This window comes from Pseudoalteromonas neustonica, assembly GCF_001653135.1.
In the GTDB taxonomy this organism is placed as follows: Bacteria; Pseudomonadota; Gammaproteobacteria; order Enterobacterales; family Alteromonadaceae; genus Pseudoalteromonas; species Pseudoalteromonas neustonica.
In genome coordinates this window covers 261,590-276,471 of sequence record NZ_BDDS01000006.1, presented here as the reverse complement: position 1 = coordinate 276,471, position 14,882 = coordinate 261,590, and the positions used below count along the sequence as shown (strand labels likewise).

Sequence of the window (14,882 nt, the reverse complement as noted above, 5' to 3'; positions counted from 1 at the left end):
TGCTTTTTCTTGTAAGAGAAAATATGTTCCTTTATCATCGGAAGTAATCACCCTCTACACACCTTTACCCCATTCCCAGCATGCTTAAGGGCGATTATATGCCCTTGGCCATTGTGGGCCATGGCGAGCATGTCGCCGATATTTATATCACTTTCAACAGCGTGTTTGGTTTTTAAGCTATTCAATAACGAGTCTTTTATTTGAATGAGTACTTCGCTGTGGCAGCTGGCGATGTACCAGTCGTTGTCTACTTTAACTAATTGCCCGTATTCAATATAGCGCTGTTGGTGTAGGCGCAGGTCGGCGGCGAGTTTATCGTCGAGCTGTTGTTTTTGGCTAGTTATTTTACTTGAATAACTGCCCGCATTATCTACTTGGTGAACTTCAATAAAATGATAGCTGCTGTGTTGCATGGCAAAGGTGTTGCGCGATTCGTCATGAACAGAGGTGTTAAATACGGTAAAACCCAATACCACTAATGCGCAGGCGAGGCCGGTCATTTGCAGTGGTAATAAAAAGCGGGCGGGCTTTTTAATTGGTGCTTTAGTTAGTAGTGCATGCTGCTCTGGCGTTAACGTGTGTGCTTTTTTACGCTCGCTAAAATGCTGTTTAAGCTGTTGGTCAAATTGCTCGTTATGCTTGTTCATTGTCAGCTCCTAATATTATTTTTAAGTGTTGTTTTGCATAACGTAGCCGTGTTTTAACGGTTTCATGATTGCTTTGGGTGATCTGTTGTATGTCTTCAAGCGAGAAGCCTTCTTGCTGTAAGCTAAGCGCTTCGCGTTGTACAAAGCTCAATTGCATGAGTGCACTATTAAAGGCGGCATAGTCAAAGGTCTGTTCGCTATTTGGAGCGACGATGACTGTGTTGTCTTCGAGTTCAACAAAGCGCTGCTGCTTACGAAACTCGTCAATTAATGCATTACGTGCTAGGCGAAAAAGCCACGCTTTTGGGTTATCTTGCGGTTGATAATACTTACGTTTTTCCATCACTTTGAGCCATGTTTGTTGGCTAATATCAAAAGCGAGTTGCTCGTTACTTTGGGTCACTAAATAGTGATAAAGATCATTGCCAAACAGGGCGACGAGCTTAGTTAAGTGGCGATTGTCGCCACTTTTTGCGTAGTCAGCCAAATGATCTTTATTTGGCTGACTAATAAACCATGATTTTAAGCTCGCGATCATAGGCACCTTACTTTGTTTATTATTGAGTGTGCTTTTTTATTGAGTTTGATCTAATTTAAAATCAAGCTGTACACTTTGGTTTGTTTGCACTTGTGCTACGCCATCAATCACTTTTGGGCGGTATTTCCAGCGCTTTATTGCGCGTAGTGCTTCGCGGTCAAAAATACGTTTAGGTTCGGCATTCGTTACTTGTGCGTCAATTACTTCACCCGTTGCAGATACATTAAAGCTTAATTGTACCCAACCTTCAATCCCTTCACGCGCGGCTACGGGTGGGTATTTGGGATTTATACGTACAATGGGAGTGGCATCGCCAGTTGGGCGTTGTAAGGTGGCTTTAATATCGCCGCCTACTTTGCCAATGTTTAAGTCTGGCGTAAATGTGCCAGTAATAATATTAGTGTCTATGCTTGGCGGATTACGCTGCGGTGTTTTTGGCGGCGTTTGCATTTTAGGTGGTGGCGGTAATGTTTGCTTTTGTTGTACTTTTGTATCTTCTGGAGCTTGAAACATTTCTACAATGATTATGTCGCCGTTGTTTCTTGGGGCGCGCTGTTCGCCGCTTATTAAATACTGCATAAATGCAAATGCGGCAAAGGTCATTAAGCCACCGCCAATAATCGCGGCTGATGTTTTTAACGCTACGGGCTGTTGGGGGGTTGTAAGTGTGTGCATAAGCATTTCCTGTGTTTGTTATACCCAAGCATCTGGGCGTTTCACAGGTAAAACGGTTGTTAAATCAAAAAGGGGTGAAATATTTTTAAAAAGTTTCGTCATTGCGTGTAGTGATTGGCTACAATGGCGGCTGAACCCTTTTTGTTTTTAATCTTATTAGGCTGTTATGCAACTTATTCAAATTGATAAAGCTCGTTATCGTAGGCATTTAAATCGCGTTATTATTGGCTGTGGCCTTGCTTTGGCCGTTGGCAGTTTGGCTATTTCACAAACTCTTATTGCTTTGTTTCCTGATGAAAGCGGCAGCCATTTTCATTGGAATTTAATTGGCGTGGTTATTACGAGCTTAACAATTGGCTGGGCACTTAATAAATACCGTACTCACGATTATATGACTGAAGTTGTTTATGTGTGGGAATTAAAACAAGCGCTTAATAAAATAACCCGTAAATTGGCAAAATTAAAAGCCGCAGGGCGAGAAGGTAATCCTGATGCGCTATTAGCTATTCATTATAGTTATGCGGGCTCGCGTTTGTTATGGCAGCTTGACGATAACACCATCACTATGGATGAGCTTGCTATTAAACAAGCAGAGCTAGATAGTGTGGCGGCTAAATTTAATGTGAGCTTAGACGCTAATAACTACGATCCTGCAATTTTAAAGCAGTTTTAAAGCAGTTTTAAAGCAGTTTTAAGTAATATACCCATGAAAAAAATTGAAACAATCTTACCTGTTTTAGTGAATTTAATTAGGTTATTATAAAAAAACACACAATTATAAATGATTTATTTAAATGAAATTACTTTTTGCAACAACATTGCTTTTTTTATCAGGCGCAAGCCATGCAAACGATGTTAGTTTTTCGATTGGCGGTGGTTACCCTTACGTCGCAGTGCCTGAGATTTCTTTAGCGACAAATGAGGGAACACAGCGTTGGTATGCTAATTATAAAATTGGTTTAGATGATGGCTTTTCGGCTGGTTTTGAACATGCCTTAACGAGCGATAAAAAACATGCCGTAGGTTTTGTTGTTGGTGCATTAGGTGTGCAGGATGATGGTCGTCAATGCCCTTTAGAATCTGAAGATGACAGTATTGGCGATGCATTTGGTAATATTTTTGGCTGTGCGTTATCTGGTATATTTGATAGAGAGACCACCAATGGTGTAGGCGTGAGTTATAGTTACCTTTTTAGTGGTTTAAATGAAAGCGGTTGGCGTGTTCGTTTGGAGTTAGGTTATGGCGAAGGCACTAACAGTAACGAAAGTCGCGCAGATGGCGGTGTGAGTATTAGTTACGAGTTTTAATATTAGTTTCAAGTAATAATTGAGTAGGCTTTAATAATAAATTTTAGCCTACTCAAACACTATTAACAGCCTTCTACTGTTTAACCTTCCTTTTTGTTATATAACACCTAAGTTCGTTCTTCTGTTTCAGTTTCTTAAATTAATAATAAGTCCGTTTGTGCATTATAATCGGTTGTTAAAAAATGCTGGTTAAATAAAACGAAATGGCCTGGCTTTACGTATTGAAGCAAATAAAACTGCTGCATTGTTTAGGAAGTTGCTGTGAATAAAATAAATCCAAAAAAATTACGAAATAGTAAGTGGACGGCTGTTAAGCCAATTAATAAAGAAAAACACTTTATTATTGTTGATATGGAATTTGATGAAGAGGGCGCTGTAGTGGCTTGTGTTATTGAGGCGGTTATGTCAAAACGAGCGGTTGAAATCGATTGGCGCGATTTAAAAGACACCGCTAATTGGTTACAAGGTTGGCGGTAATACAGTTGATTAAAATTGAAAAACCACCAGCGTTATCACTGGTGGTTTGAGCATCTAGATAAAATAGCGATTACTATTTTAATTCAATCCACGCCATGTTCCAGTAAAGACCTACACCAGGCTCATACTGATTTGAACCTTCAGACCACTGTACGCAATAACCATTGTATGGCCATGGCTTACACTGATAAACCTTACCATTTTTAGGTTGTAACACGATTGTATTAGCTTTGTAGCTGCTTAAATTTTCAGGGAAAATAAAGTCAGCATCGGTGTTTGGTGGCGTCACTGGTGGAACGGGTTCTCCCGGCTTACCAGTGCTTTGTTCTGCAATATTTAAGTGAAACGATTTTTTGTCGGTAGTGCCATTGTGTGCAACATAGCTAATTACTAAATTGTAGTGACCAGCTTGGGCATGAGGGTAATCTAACGTGAGTTGTGATTGCCCCGCATCCACTTGATACGTTTTACTTTGCACACTGTTATATGACTTGTTTAATGTTGCAGAAATAACGGCTTTAGTGCTGATATTAATAGCAAAATCAAAACTAATAGCGCCATCTTTGATGACGTAGTTATGGGCTAAACCACTCACAGTAAAGTTTGGTTTAGGCAGTGGCGCCATTTCAAAAGCAAGCTCAACTGAGCTTATGCCAGAGTTACTTTGTGCGAAGATTTCATTGCGACCAGAGATTGGCTCAATATTTTTATCTTCATTTAGTTGACCTGCTTGTAGCCATGACTGTGACTCGTTAATTTTTTGCGCTAAAGCAAGGGTCCAATTTTCACTAAGACCTTGCTCTGTGGTTGTTATTTCTAACACGGTTTGTAAAGAGGGTAATTCTTTAGAGTCACCAAATACGCGAGTTTTTACTTTATCGCCTACTTTTAAATCACGACCAGTGCCAATATCGCCTACATCTTGCCACGACACATTGCTGGTATCACCGTTATCGATCATCACATCAACAACATTATAAAAGCTCATTGGAGTATCTGCTACATCCCATACGCCCAGTACAATGTGGTAACCGCTACGATCTGACGGTACGTTACACAGATGTGTTAATTGACGCGGTGGCTGTTTGTTGTAGCTTTGGTATTCGCAAAAAGGAACCGCTTCAAATTGGTCGCGAGTTAATGGGCTATTAGGGTTCCACGATTTTTTAGTAATAAAATAACGCCAGTCACGAGATGAATGAGCGGCTGTTAGTGTCCAGCTAAACTCATTTGGACCCGCTTTAATATGGCGTTTTGTCCAGCGATTGATTGACTGACTGTCTAGTTGGCCAAATCCGCGAAGACCTGCACTGGCAATATGACCATCAACAGGGCCTGATTCAGGGAAACGATCTAGTCCTTCTAGGCTTTGTGGTTCATAAACAACATTGCCGCAATTGGCGTTTTCGCGTAGGCGACATAAGTAGCCACGAGATTCTGGTTTAGAAATATAACCATGGGCTGATGCGGTATTTGAAACAGGAAGTAACATTGCTAATGCCAACGGTGACATTGCGAGCAATGTTTTATGTAATATGTTCATTATGATCCTAAAAAAGCTAAATGTAATTTAATTTGACGCGCAGAATAAGCACAAAAATGTAGCTTAAGTTTATTCTGCTTGTACCTTTTATGGTAACTTTGAGGTGTGCTTTACACAATAAGCTTTAAGTTTGAAAAGTAGAGGTTAGGTGTGTTTTTTAGTTGTAATGGATTGTTTTTTTGTAGCAGGTAGTTATTTGGTATTTGCTTTCTCTCTAAAACATTAAATTAGAGCTCGTTGTGATCTTGTGTGTCGTAACGTAATAGGTCGCCTGGTTGGCAATCAAGGTGTTGGCAAATAGCGTCTAAAGTACTAAAACGAATCGCTTTTGCGCGGCCAGCTTTTAATACTGATAAATTTTGTGGGGTAATGCCAATTGCATTTGCAAGCTCGCTAGATTTCATTTTTCTCTTCGCGAGCATTACGTCTAAATCGATAATAATTGCCATTAAATTACTAACTCTTGTTCTTGTTGTAATTGGTGTGCTTGTTTCATTACCCACGCGATGACGTAAATAATTAATCCAGCTAACAAACCAATAATGTCTGTGTCATTAATTGACACCATTCTACCAAGTCCACTGCCGGTTACATAATTAAGTAGTGTAAAAAGTAGTGCGGGGTAAATGGCAACAATAATAAATTGAGCAAGTAAAACAGTACCAAGCCAAGTAAAGCAGCTAATATTTTTTGGGTTAAAAAAGAGTCCTTGGCGATAAAGGTAAAATAACCGAATCAAAATAATATTAATTAAAATAAAAGGCAGTAGTTGCAGTAAACCTAACCAAATTACAGCATTGAAGTTATTTTGTGTTAGTTGTTTAGCGGCTGATGCCCATGATCCGCTTACCTCAAGCCCAATCCACATGTTAGTGCCGTTTTCTTGGCTAAAATTTAATAGTGGGGTATCGCTGATCAGCACAATTACAGTGGTAATGAGCATCGTGAGTAAACTGAGCAATAGCAGCGTTAAAATGATATTGCTCATCCAAATTATTTTTTTCATTGTTATAGACTATTTGGCGTTAATTGGGCTAATAATACCTCATAATGCTTTTTAAGTTCAGCACCATCTAGTGCATCACCGTGATGTTTTCCCTGTGCGATATATAATTGCTTATGTTTTGATGCTGAATGTGCGTACAGAGATTTAGCAAGAGAGCTTGGCGTTTGTGTGTCTTTTTCGCCTGTAATAATAAGTAAAGGCGCAGTGTATTGCTCGATGACTTTAAGGTTATCAATACTGCGTAACTCAGGTGAGTAGTTCAGCTCAATAAAAGGCTTTGCGTACCATGGGATACGAGATTGTGTCATTTGCTCTACATTGGTTACACTGCCTTCAAGTACTAGGGCTGCGACATTACGCTGGCTGGCAACATAACTTGCTATCATGCTTCCTAATGAGTGACCGTGAACAATAATAGGCGCATTAACAAGTTCACTGTGTTGCTTTGCAAAATCAAAAACGGTTAACGCATCCTGCTTTAAATTATCAATAGTGGGTTTCCCGTCACTAAGCCCATAGCCTCTGTGATCGATCATTAATATATTCGTTTGTAAAGACAAAAGTGCCGTTGCAGGCTCGCCCCCGGCTATATTTACTCTAAATTGATTGCCACCAAAATATAGAATAGTTGCTTTAGCATTATCTATGGTTATTAACGTTCCTCTTAATTGAATACCATCTTGGCTAGCAATCGTTATAAGTTGTGTTTTTGCTGAGCGATTAATAGCTTTCAGATCAGAGAGTTGTATCCGTTTATCTGGCTTAATAAAGTGAGACTCTTTAAGGCTTATGGTAGTACAGGCTGCTTGGCTAAATAGCAGTAGAGTAAGTGATATTTTGATAATTATTTTTAACATGGTAGCTCCTTTAAAAAATTTAATATGTCAGGATTGTTACTTTTAATCAATCAAAAGTTATCGTTTAGCGGTAATTTTATTGTTTTAAACTTCAATGTTCCACCACTGTAGTTATAAATGTGATGATGAAATTAACCAAAAAATGGCTGATTTAATAAGTAAAGAGGAAGGTGCTTGATAGCAGATAATATAAATTGCTAATTCGACTGAGCAATTTATTTAGCTTGATTATCATTCAATTTAGTAGGTAAAAGGTTTTTTTTTTCGTATTTATTTGCTAGGGTTGCGGTTGTATTATGGATGATTGGTTTTTTCAGGGATGATGATGAAGACTATTACTGCCTTTTGCCTTTGGCAATCTGTTGTATGTAGCTATGCGTTCGCGCATATCACTTATGTGAATAAGTCCCCTCTAAATATCCAGCGTTATTTCACTACAAAAATAGTTAATGAGTTATCAGATAATAAGTTTGAATTGATTTATTTTGATTCAAATTTGGATTTGTTATCCCATCAATATTTTGAGCATAACGCGGTAAGTATTCAATGTATAATTGATGTACCTGTAGAGCAAAGTAATAAGTATGGAAATGCTTATAAATACTGGAATGATGGAAATGTATTTCAGTCGTGTGCGACTGCATCGACAGATTTGTTTTCTATCAGTGAAAGCACTTTGTTAGAGGCGGTTTCAAATCAAAATATCATTGTTTTGCATGTACCCAATAGAATCAAGCCGGATCTCCTTTTACACGGAAACTTACTCGTTGAACGCGCATTTAAATTAATGCCTTTAACTGAGTTTCATCAAGCTTATCCTGAGATTACTAAGTTACTTAAACGTAATCGTAGACTGATTGTCGGGCAAGGAAAGCATACCTTCCAATTATATTTAGTGGTAAAAAGGAATTAAAAATGCAAAAAAATAAACTTACAAAAAGCGCTTTATGTGTAGGCATGGCGTTGGCTTCAACCTCTGTTTTTGCTGCAAGTAGCTGGTTATCACGCGTTAATACAATAGATGAAAACCAAAATAAGCAAACCTTTTCAGCTCAAAATATCCAATCAGTCAATGTAAGCTCCACTGATTCTTCTAAAGCGATATTTGATATTACAGTCTCTTTGCATAATAACCCTGAAGGGGTTGAGCAAGTAGTTTATGAAGAAATTTTTGCAAATTTTGCCGATGGTATCTGTGAACAAACTAATGGTGCGCATAAGCTAGGAAAAGTAAGTGTATTTAGAGAAAATAAGCATCGCTCTAAATCTGACATTATTTGGGGTGAAAGAGAGTGGCCACGTGCCAATGCTTCTGGTTTTGGTGCCAATGGCATGCACATTTGGTTTGGTGATGTTTTCCCTAATGGTGCATCGCCAGGTGTTGATCATGACATGCTTAACGATCCATTAGGTGCAGGTTATACATTAGCACATGAGTGGGGGCATTATGCATATGGCGTATTTGATGAATACCAGGGTACAGCCGATTCAGGGGAAGCGAGCACACCGTTAAATACAGATGTTGCTGCAACATCTATAATGAGTAACCAATGGCGAGCAACGCAAGGTGATATGATATGGCTCAATCATTCTACGGCAGATTCTATAGGCGACGTAAACCGTACAGCACAAGGGCGGGTTTACGGTAAAAGTGCTTGGGAGGTATTACTGCAAGATGCTAAAGATGACCCTAAGTTAGGGCGTAAAACAGCGCAGCCTAATCGTACACGTTTTGTCACATTGGCAGATAATGCACCTGATAGTACTACACCAGTAAAAATTGAGCTACCAACGGCCCAGACATCATGTCGCGATCAACTTGAAGTTGTTTGGGTTGAAGGTGATATTGATATGCAAGTTGTTATAGATCGCTCAGGCAGCATGTCTGGCTCAGCAATTGATAACGCAAAACAAGCCGCCAAAATATTAGTGGATGCGACAGCTGAAGGCAGTACTTCCTTGGGGTTAGTGAGTTTTTCTAGCAACCGCAGTGTTGTACAGGACTTTCCAATACAAAAAATCGAAAACCCTGATACAGGTGTAAAAGTAAGTCTGAAGGCCTCAATTGATGCTATTCGTTCTTCAGGCTCAACGGCTTTATACGATGGGTCACAGTTAGCGCTAGATAATTTAGTTACCTATCAACAAAATGAGGGGAGCGGTGCGCCAGGAGTGGTATTTGTATTAGCTGATGGCGATGATAATAGCTCAACAAGGTCGCAAAGTGAGGTTATTGCAAATTATCAAAATTCAAATATTCCTATTTTTAGCTTTGGTTATGGCTTTGCATCACCAACAGGCCCTTTATTAACGTTAGCAAATGAAACCGGGGGAAAATATTTTTCATCTCCTACATCACTTGCACAAATTGTGGATGCATTTTTACAAGCAAATGCAATCGCAACGGATAACCAAAATTTAGCGTCATCATTGCTCACAATAAATAGTGCTGAAAGTGCCACGCAAGCAATAGAAGTTGATTCAGGTTTAGATAATATTAATGTTTTTGTGAATCATAATTTAGCGGCAACGGATGTTGAGCTTAAATTATTAGATGCTACTGGTGTTGAAGTCACCGGAGTTGTTTTTGAGTGTGTTGAAGCCGCGGGCACACAGTCTTGCAATACAAACATTACTCAAGCTGATATTGCGGCACATGGTCTTGGGCAGTGGCAGCTGCAGATCAGTAATGTGAGCGTAAATAGTGAGTTAAAAACTGCTGTTAATATTAGTGCGGAGCCAAGTCTTTCAGGTAGTTATACGGTCAGCGTAGAAGGCTTTACAGGTAATGCAGTAACTTACCCTGAACCGATGATTATCACCACTGCGATTACGAAGGATAAGTTGATCACTGGGGCTAATGTAGTTGCGACTATTACATCACCGTCGGACCTTACCACGACGTTGGATATGTTTGATAATGGCCTTGAGGGAGATGCGGTGGCAGGTGATGGTATCTACTCTGTTATTGCTCCTTATAAAAGTAACGGGATTTACCAAGTAGAAGTTCACGTAAATAATAATGATAGCGCTGCTATGTATACGACTACGGGTTTATTAACGGCGACTTTAGATGGATCAGTTCCTACAATTGAAGCGTTACCAGCGATTACTGAAAATTTTGTACGTATCACTAAAACATCTTTAGTTATTACCGATGTACCACGTGATAGTGATGGTAACGATACCTATACAGGTAGTGATGATTTAGCTACAACGAATGCAGGTGTTACAGGTGTTGTTGATAATGCAGGTGATATAGACTTTTATGATATTAGTGGTGTTGATACTAGTAAGGATTTAGTCGTTCGTGTAGCTGATTTAAGTTTAGGTATGAAGCCGAGCCTAAATTTATATAAATCAGATGGTACAACAGCAATAAAAGAAAGCATTACTCTGGATACTAATCCATCTAAAACAGGGTATCTATATTATACAATAGATAAAGCTGATCTAGAGTCAAATATTTATGCTGCGGTTAAACATGAAGATGTAAGTGCTGTAGCGGGTGGGTATCAAATTAGTGCTGGTGAGGCATTAAATACCGACGTTGCGCCTAATAATGCACCAGCGATCAATGCAGATAATGTTAGCGTCTGGTCAGGTCAAACAAAAATGTTATCGCCTTTAAATAATGATACCGACATTGACGGTGATACGTTAACGATTGACAGCATTAATACCACTAATACACTTGCAACGGTTACCCTTTCAGGAGATAAAGTCATCTATGATGCATCGGTAGCATTTGCTGACGAAACACAAGGGACCATAGTAACCGATACGTTTAAATATATAGCCACAGATAATAACGGTGCATTTGTTGAAGGTACTGTTACCGTAGCTGTTAATATCAACAGTTCACCTGAGGCCGCTGTTGATACGGTTGAAGTGAAAGAAAATGCATCAGTTACTATTTCTGCCTTGAGTAATGATAGCGATATAGATGGTCATACAATTACGTTATTAAGTTACGACGCAGCACTTAATGGGCAGTTAACAGATAATAATGACGATACTTGGAATTACTCTCCAAATGGGCAATTTGATAACCTTAAAAAAGGTGAAACAGCAACAGAGAGCTTCACTTATACGATTGCCGATGAATTGGGCGCGCAAAGCTCAGCGCAAGTGACTATAACGATTGTAGGTGTAAATACATTGCCAGTAAGTGTCGAAGATACAGCAACAACAACTAAGTCTGAAACTGTACAGGTTGATGTTTTAGCGAATGATACTGATGAGGATGGTGATGTATTAACTGTTTCATCGTTTAATGCTGATAATATCAAAGGTGCAGTTACAGATAATGGTAATGGTACGCTAACATATGATCCTGCAGGTAAATTTGACAGCTTATACAGTGGAGAATCTACGACAGAAACATTTACATACACGGTTTCTGATGGTGAACAGCAAGTAACAACAAACGTTGTGATGACTATTACAGGCGAAGGTACTAAACCTGCTGTGCCGGTAGATAATACAGAGCCAACTTCGCGTAAATCGAGTGGTAGTTTATATTGGTTTACATTGTTATTAATGCCATTTGCGGCGCTTAGACGACGTAAAAAATAATATAATTTAAAATAACAGAAGCAAGCTTCATTAAGCTTGCTTTTTTTGTGAGTTAAACTGAATGGATGAGCATTATTGCTAATTAAATAACTCATTCGCGGCATTAAAAATTACTTATACATGATAGCCATAAACGCTGCCTTGTTATTGAGCTACTCCCTTATCGCTGTAACGGAGCGCTAATTCAATGCAATTGGCATCACTATTTTTTACTGCGCGGAGCTCCTAGTACAATAGCCGTTTGGCAAATGCATACTGATAAAAATGCGCTGACACCCAATGCCCCCCCAAAGTTATTAAATCTCGGTATTAAATGTTCAAACAGTACTGAAAAAATCAAACTGGCTGAAAATAAAGTGTAAATACCAAAGCGTTTAGGCGCACTCATGCCGATGAAGGTACCGCCAAAAAAAATTGCACTGTAAAGCTGTGCATCAACGTCACTCAAGCTCAATAGCAGATAAGCGATAATTGATAAGATTGCTGATGCACGAATAGCATCAAGACGATTGTGTTGTGCTAGGTAAAAAGTTAAGAATGCGCCAAGTAACGCAAGTAGTGCAGATATAAGGCTCATAAAACAATCCCCTTAGCTAATACAAATAGAGCTACACTGACAAATGCAATACTTCCCAATCTACCACCAAAGCCTGTAAATAGCTTTGTTGTTAATACATACAAAATTGCGCCAATCAATGAAATAATGGCAAGCTCCCAGTAGCTACTTATTAAACCCTGTGAACACATACCTGCAAAGCTCCCAGCATAAATAGCCGCATATGGGTGATTACCAGAGCTTTTTGGAAAAGGAATAAAGCTACCAATAAGCCCTGTAAGGCAAGATGCAATAACCACAGGTACCATAAATTGTGTATGTAAGTTGTAACACGCAATAGAGCCCATAAAAAAAGCAATGTATTTTAGGATGAAAAATTTGGTCATAGCGCAGTGTTAAAAATAGGGCTTACTTGTAGTTTTAAACAGTAAAGCATTTTATTGTTAGGATCATTCATTTTATTTTACGATGTTTAAATATGGTTGTTCGGTTGCTATTTGTTTTTCAGGTTCAGGTAACTGCCATTTTTTTAAAATTGCTTGATATTGGCCACTCTCTTTTACTTGTTCAATCGTTAGCTTAATTGCTGATGCCGTTTGCTCATCTAGATTTTTGTTTGCAGCAAAGTAGAGTGTGGAAGGGTAATCAGTTAAATGAACATGCTTTTTTACTTGGTTAGGGTCTAAACCAATAAGTTTTAATTCATTTTGTAATGTGAGTGTGTTAGTTAAAACAAAATCAACTCGGCCTTTATAAAGCATATTCCACAATTGAGAGTAATTACTTACGAGTACTAAGTTATTACTCTCATCAAAACCAGCACTTCTAAGATAATGCTCGCTTGAGTAACCCCTAATCGTACTGACCCTGTAAGCTCTTGCGGCTTGAAGTGAGGGGGTCGAGTATTTAAAATCCTTTAGGCTTACTAAATATGCATCTGCAAAATAGACTTGACCGAGCCATTGAAACTGACTTTCACGAGTTGGATTTTTTAATAACGACATCATGATGATATTTGGGTGTGTTTCAAATTCATGAAAAGCGCGTGCCATTGGCATTATTTCAAATTTACCCGTTAATTTTGCTTTTTTTAAAACGGCTTTTGAAATATCCACTAAAGCACCAACCACTTCACCTTCACTATTTTTGAAGTGATAAGGAGGTAAGTCTTCAGCTACGAATGTTAACGATGTTGCTAAACCAAATGGGCTGTACAGTAGTAAAATGAAGGTTAGTAGCAGGTTGCGCAATATAAATGCTCTCTTTTTAAACAAGCAGAGTGCAGTTTAGTGAAAGTTAGCCTAAAGGTATAGAAATTATTAAAATACTTTATTCTTTATTCTTTATTCTTTATTCGTATTTTAACCACAAGTAATGAATTTTTATATACTCTTTTAGGTAACTTCTTTGCCTTCATGCCTGGCTGCTAAATCATCGAGCTCTGCGCATGTGTAGTCAAATTCTGCACTGTCAAAGTAATAGCTAACCTTAACATCAAAACCACCATTTAAAAGTGTGGTTTTTACATCTGCAATAGGCCAGTGTTTTAATTCATTTAAAAAACGGTTAGCTACTTGACCTGACTGGAAACGATAGCGAATTTCTGATTTCATATTTAATAAGTGTAATTTAAAGCTATTTATCTCGTAGTTTGTGGATTTGGCAGGTTTAGTCAAGTTTTTTACGCTTATAGATCTGCAATAAAGCATAAAGTTGCGATTATTAGCATTGGTTTTCAGTTACTTTTGCTTTAACGTAAGGGTCTGAAAATAAAATATAGATGTGAGTAGATTAAAAGGTATGACTAAGTACGGTATAAGTGTGCTATGAAAACGCCAAAACAGATTTTACCGTTAATAGAGGACGGTATAGTTGATGAAGTCATCAGCCAATTAATGAGTGGTAAAGAAGCCTCAGTGTATGTAGTTCGCTGCGGTGAACATATTCGCTGTGCGAAAGTATACAAAGATGTACAACACCGCAGTTTTAAACAAGCAGTAAAATACCAAGAAGGACGCAAAGTACGTAACAGCCGTCGTGGCCGTGCGATGGAAAAAGGCTCTAAATTTGGCCGTAAAGAACAAGAAAATGTGTGGCAAAATGCTGAAGTGGATGCGCTATTTACACTCTCACGGGTTGGTGTAAAAGTTCCACAGCCGCATGGTTGTTATGATGGTGTACTGATCATGGATTTAGTCACCGATAATGATGGTGATGTTGCGCCGCGCTTAAATGATGTAAGTTTAACTGCTGAGCAAGCAATTGAAGATCACGCTACTATGGTGCATTACATTCGTTTAATGCTGTGTGCAGGTATTGTGCATGGTGATTTGTCTGAATTTAATGTGTTAGTTGATAGTTATGGCCCCGTAGTTATAGATTTACCGCAAGCGGTGAATGCGGCGGCAAATAACAATGCGCAAGAAATGTTTTTACGCGATGTACGTAATATGCGCTTGTATTATGGGCAGTACGCACCAGAAATACTCGACACACGTTTTGGTGAAGAAATGTGGGCATTGTATCAAGCGGGTGAGTTAACCGCTGAAACGGTTCTTTACGGTAATTTAGTCGATGATCATGCTGCTGCTGATGTTGATTCGGTTCTTGATGAGATCAAAGCTGCATTTGAGCAAATGCAAGAAAACCAAGAACGGATAAAGGCTGCACAAGCACCTGACGAAGAGTAAAGATATCG

General features: G+C 38.8%; 17 protein-coding genes. 6 read left to right on the top strand and 11 right to left on the bottom strand.

What is annotated here, in order from left to right; translation table 11 throughout:
• Positions 1-47 precede the first annotated feature (47 nt).
• Genes A7967_RS11480 through A7967_RS11470 form a run of 3 tightly spaced genes read right to left on the bottom strand, consistent with a single transcriptional unit; the run spans position 48 to position 1,860 of the window.
• A complete protein-coding gene (locus A7967_RS11480; protein ID WP_054205369.1) occupies positions 48-647 on the bottom strand; it encodes a hypothetical protein in 600 nt (199 codons plus the stop codon).
• Positions 634-1,185: an RNA polymerase sigma factor gene (locus A7967_RS11475; protein WP_054205370.1), complete on the bottom strand. Its 552-nt coding sequence runs from the start codon at positions 1,183-1,185 to the stop codon at positions 634-636. The genes A7967_RS11480 and A7967_RS11475 overlap by 14 nt, the downstream gene beginning before the upstream one ends.
• 36 nt (positions 1,186-1,221) lie before the next feature.
• Positions 1,222-1,860 (bottom strand): energy transducer TonB, encoded by a 639-nt coding sequence (locus A7967_RS11470; protein ID WP_054205371.1) that lies wholly within the window; start codon positions 1,858-1,860, stop codon positions 1,222-1,224.
• A 166-nt stretch (positions 1,861-2,026) separates the two neighbouring features.
• Here A7967_RS11470 and A7967_RS11465 point away from each other — a divergent pair, with 166 nt between their 5' ends.
• From A7967_RS11465 to A7967_RS11455, 3 genes are all read left to right on the top strand, one after another.
• Positions 2,027-2,533, top strand: coding sequence for a DUF3087 domain-containing protein (locus tag A7967_RS11465; protein ID WP_054205372.1), 507 nt, complete (start codon positions 2,027-2,029; stop codon positions 2,531-2,533).
• 121 nt (positions 2,534-2,654) lie between these two features.
• Positions 2,655-3,167, top strand: a complete 513-nt coding sequence (locus A7967_RS11460) for a hypothetical protein (protein WP_054205373.1) — start codon at positions 2,655-2,657, stop codon at positions 3,165-3,167.
• 261 nt (positions 3,168-3,428) lie between these two features.
• On the top strand, positions 3,429-3,644 hold the full coding sequence (locus tag A7967_RS11455; RefSeq protein WP_054205374.1) for a TIGR02450 family Trp-rich protein: 216 nt from the start codon (positions 3,429-3,431) through the stop codon (positions 3,642-3,644).
• Between the two features lie 73 nt (positions 3,645-3,717).
• Here the strand turns inward: A7967_RS11455 and gbpA are convergent, their stop codons facing one another.
• The 4 genes from gbpA to A7967_RS11435 form a co-directional block, all read right to left on the bottom strand.
• Positions 3,718-5,187: an N-acetylglucosamine-binding protein GbpA gene (gene gbpA, locus A7967_RS11450; protein ID WP_082916329.1), complete on the bottom strand. Its 1,470-nt coding sequence runs from the start codon at positions 5,185-5,187 to the stop codon at positions 3,718-3,720.
• 227 nt (positions 5,188-5,414) lie between these two features.
• Entirely contained in the window at positions 5,415-5,636 is a 222-nt protein-coding gene (locus tag A7967_RS11445) for a helix-turn-helix domain-containing protein (protein WP_054205376.1), read from the bottom strand.
• Positions 5,636-6,193 carry a DUF2975 domain-containing protein gene (locus A7967_RS11440; protein ID WP_064435709.1) on the bottom strand — a complete coding sequence of 186 codons (558 nt, stop codon included), beginning with the start codon at positions 6,191-6,193 and terminating at the stop codon, positions 5,636-5,638. Before A7967_RS11440 ends, A7967_RS11445 begins: the two co-directional genes overlap by 1 nt.
• 2 nt (positions 6,194-6,195) lie before the next feature.
• Positions 6,196-7,050 carry an alpha/beta hydrolase gene (locus tag A7967_RS11435; protein ID WP_064435708.1) on the bottom strand — a complete coding sequence of 285 codons (855 nt, stop codon included), beginning with the start codon at positions 7,048-7,050 and terminating at the stop codon, positions 6,196-6,198.
• A gap of 319 nt (positions 7,051-7,369) precedes the next feature.
• On the opposite strand from A7967_RS11435, the gene A7967_RS11430 reads away from it, so the two are divergent.
• Together A7967_RS11430 and A7967_RS11425 are read left to right on the top strand one after the other, a co-directional pair.
• A complete protein-coding gene (locus A7967_RS11430) occupies positions 7,370-7,963 on the top strand; it encodes a hypothetical protein (RefSeq protein ID WP_157756410.1) in 594 nt (197 codons plus the stop codon).
• Positions 7,964-7,965: 2 nt separating this feature from the next.
• Positions 7,966-11,628, top strand: coding sequence for a cadherin-like domain-containing protein (locus A7967_RS11425; protein ID WP_064435706.1), 3,663 nt, complete (start codon positions 7,966-7,968; stop codon positions 11,626-11,628).
• Positions 11,629-11,830: 202 nt separating this feature from the next.
• On the opposite strand, the gene A7967_RS11420 is transcribed toward A7967_RS11425, so the two are convergent.
• The 4 genes from A7967_RS11420 to A7967_RS11405 form a co-directional block, all read right to left on the bottom strand.
• Positions 11,831-12,205, bottom strand: a complete 375-nt coding sequence (locus tag A7967_RS11420) for a hypothetical protein (protein ID WP_064435705.1) — start codon at positions 12,203-12,205, stop codon at positions 11,831-11,833.
• Positions 12,202-12,570 (bottom strand): hypothetical protein, encoded by a 369-nt coding sequence (locus A7967_RS11415; protein WP_209438564.1) that lies wholly within the window; start codon positions 12,568-12,570, stop codon positions 12,202-12,204. The genes A7967_RS11420 and A7967_RS11415 overlap by 4 nt, the downstream gene beginning before the upstream one ends.
• 72 nt (positions 12,571-12,642) lie before the next feature.
• Complete coding sequence (locus A7967_RS11410) at positions 12,643-13,434, bottom strand: substrate-binding periplasmic protein (protein WP_064435703.1); 792 nt, start codon at positions 13,432-13,434, stop codon at positions 12,643-12,645.
• Positions 13,435-13,578: 144 nt separating this feature from the next.
• Positions 13,579-13,797: a hypothetical protein gene (locus A7967_RS11405; protein ID WP_054205435.1), complete on the bottom strand. Its 219-nt coding sequence runs from the start codon at positions 13,795-13,797 to the stop codon at positions 13,579-13,581.
• Positions 13,798-14,010: 213 nt separating this feature from the next.
• On the opposite strand from A7967_RS11405, the gene A7967_RS11400 reads away from it, so the two are divergent.
• Complete coding sequence (locus tag A7967_RS11400; protein WP_064435702.1) at positions 14,011-14,874, top strand: PA4780 family RIO1-like protein kinase; 864 nt, start codon at positions 14,011-14,013, stop codon at positions 14,872-14,874.
• Positions 14,875-14,882 lie beyond the last annotated feature (8 nt).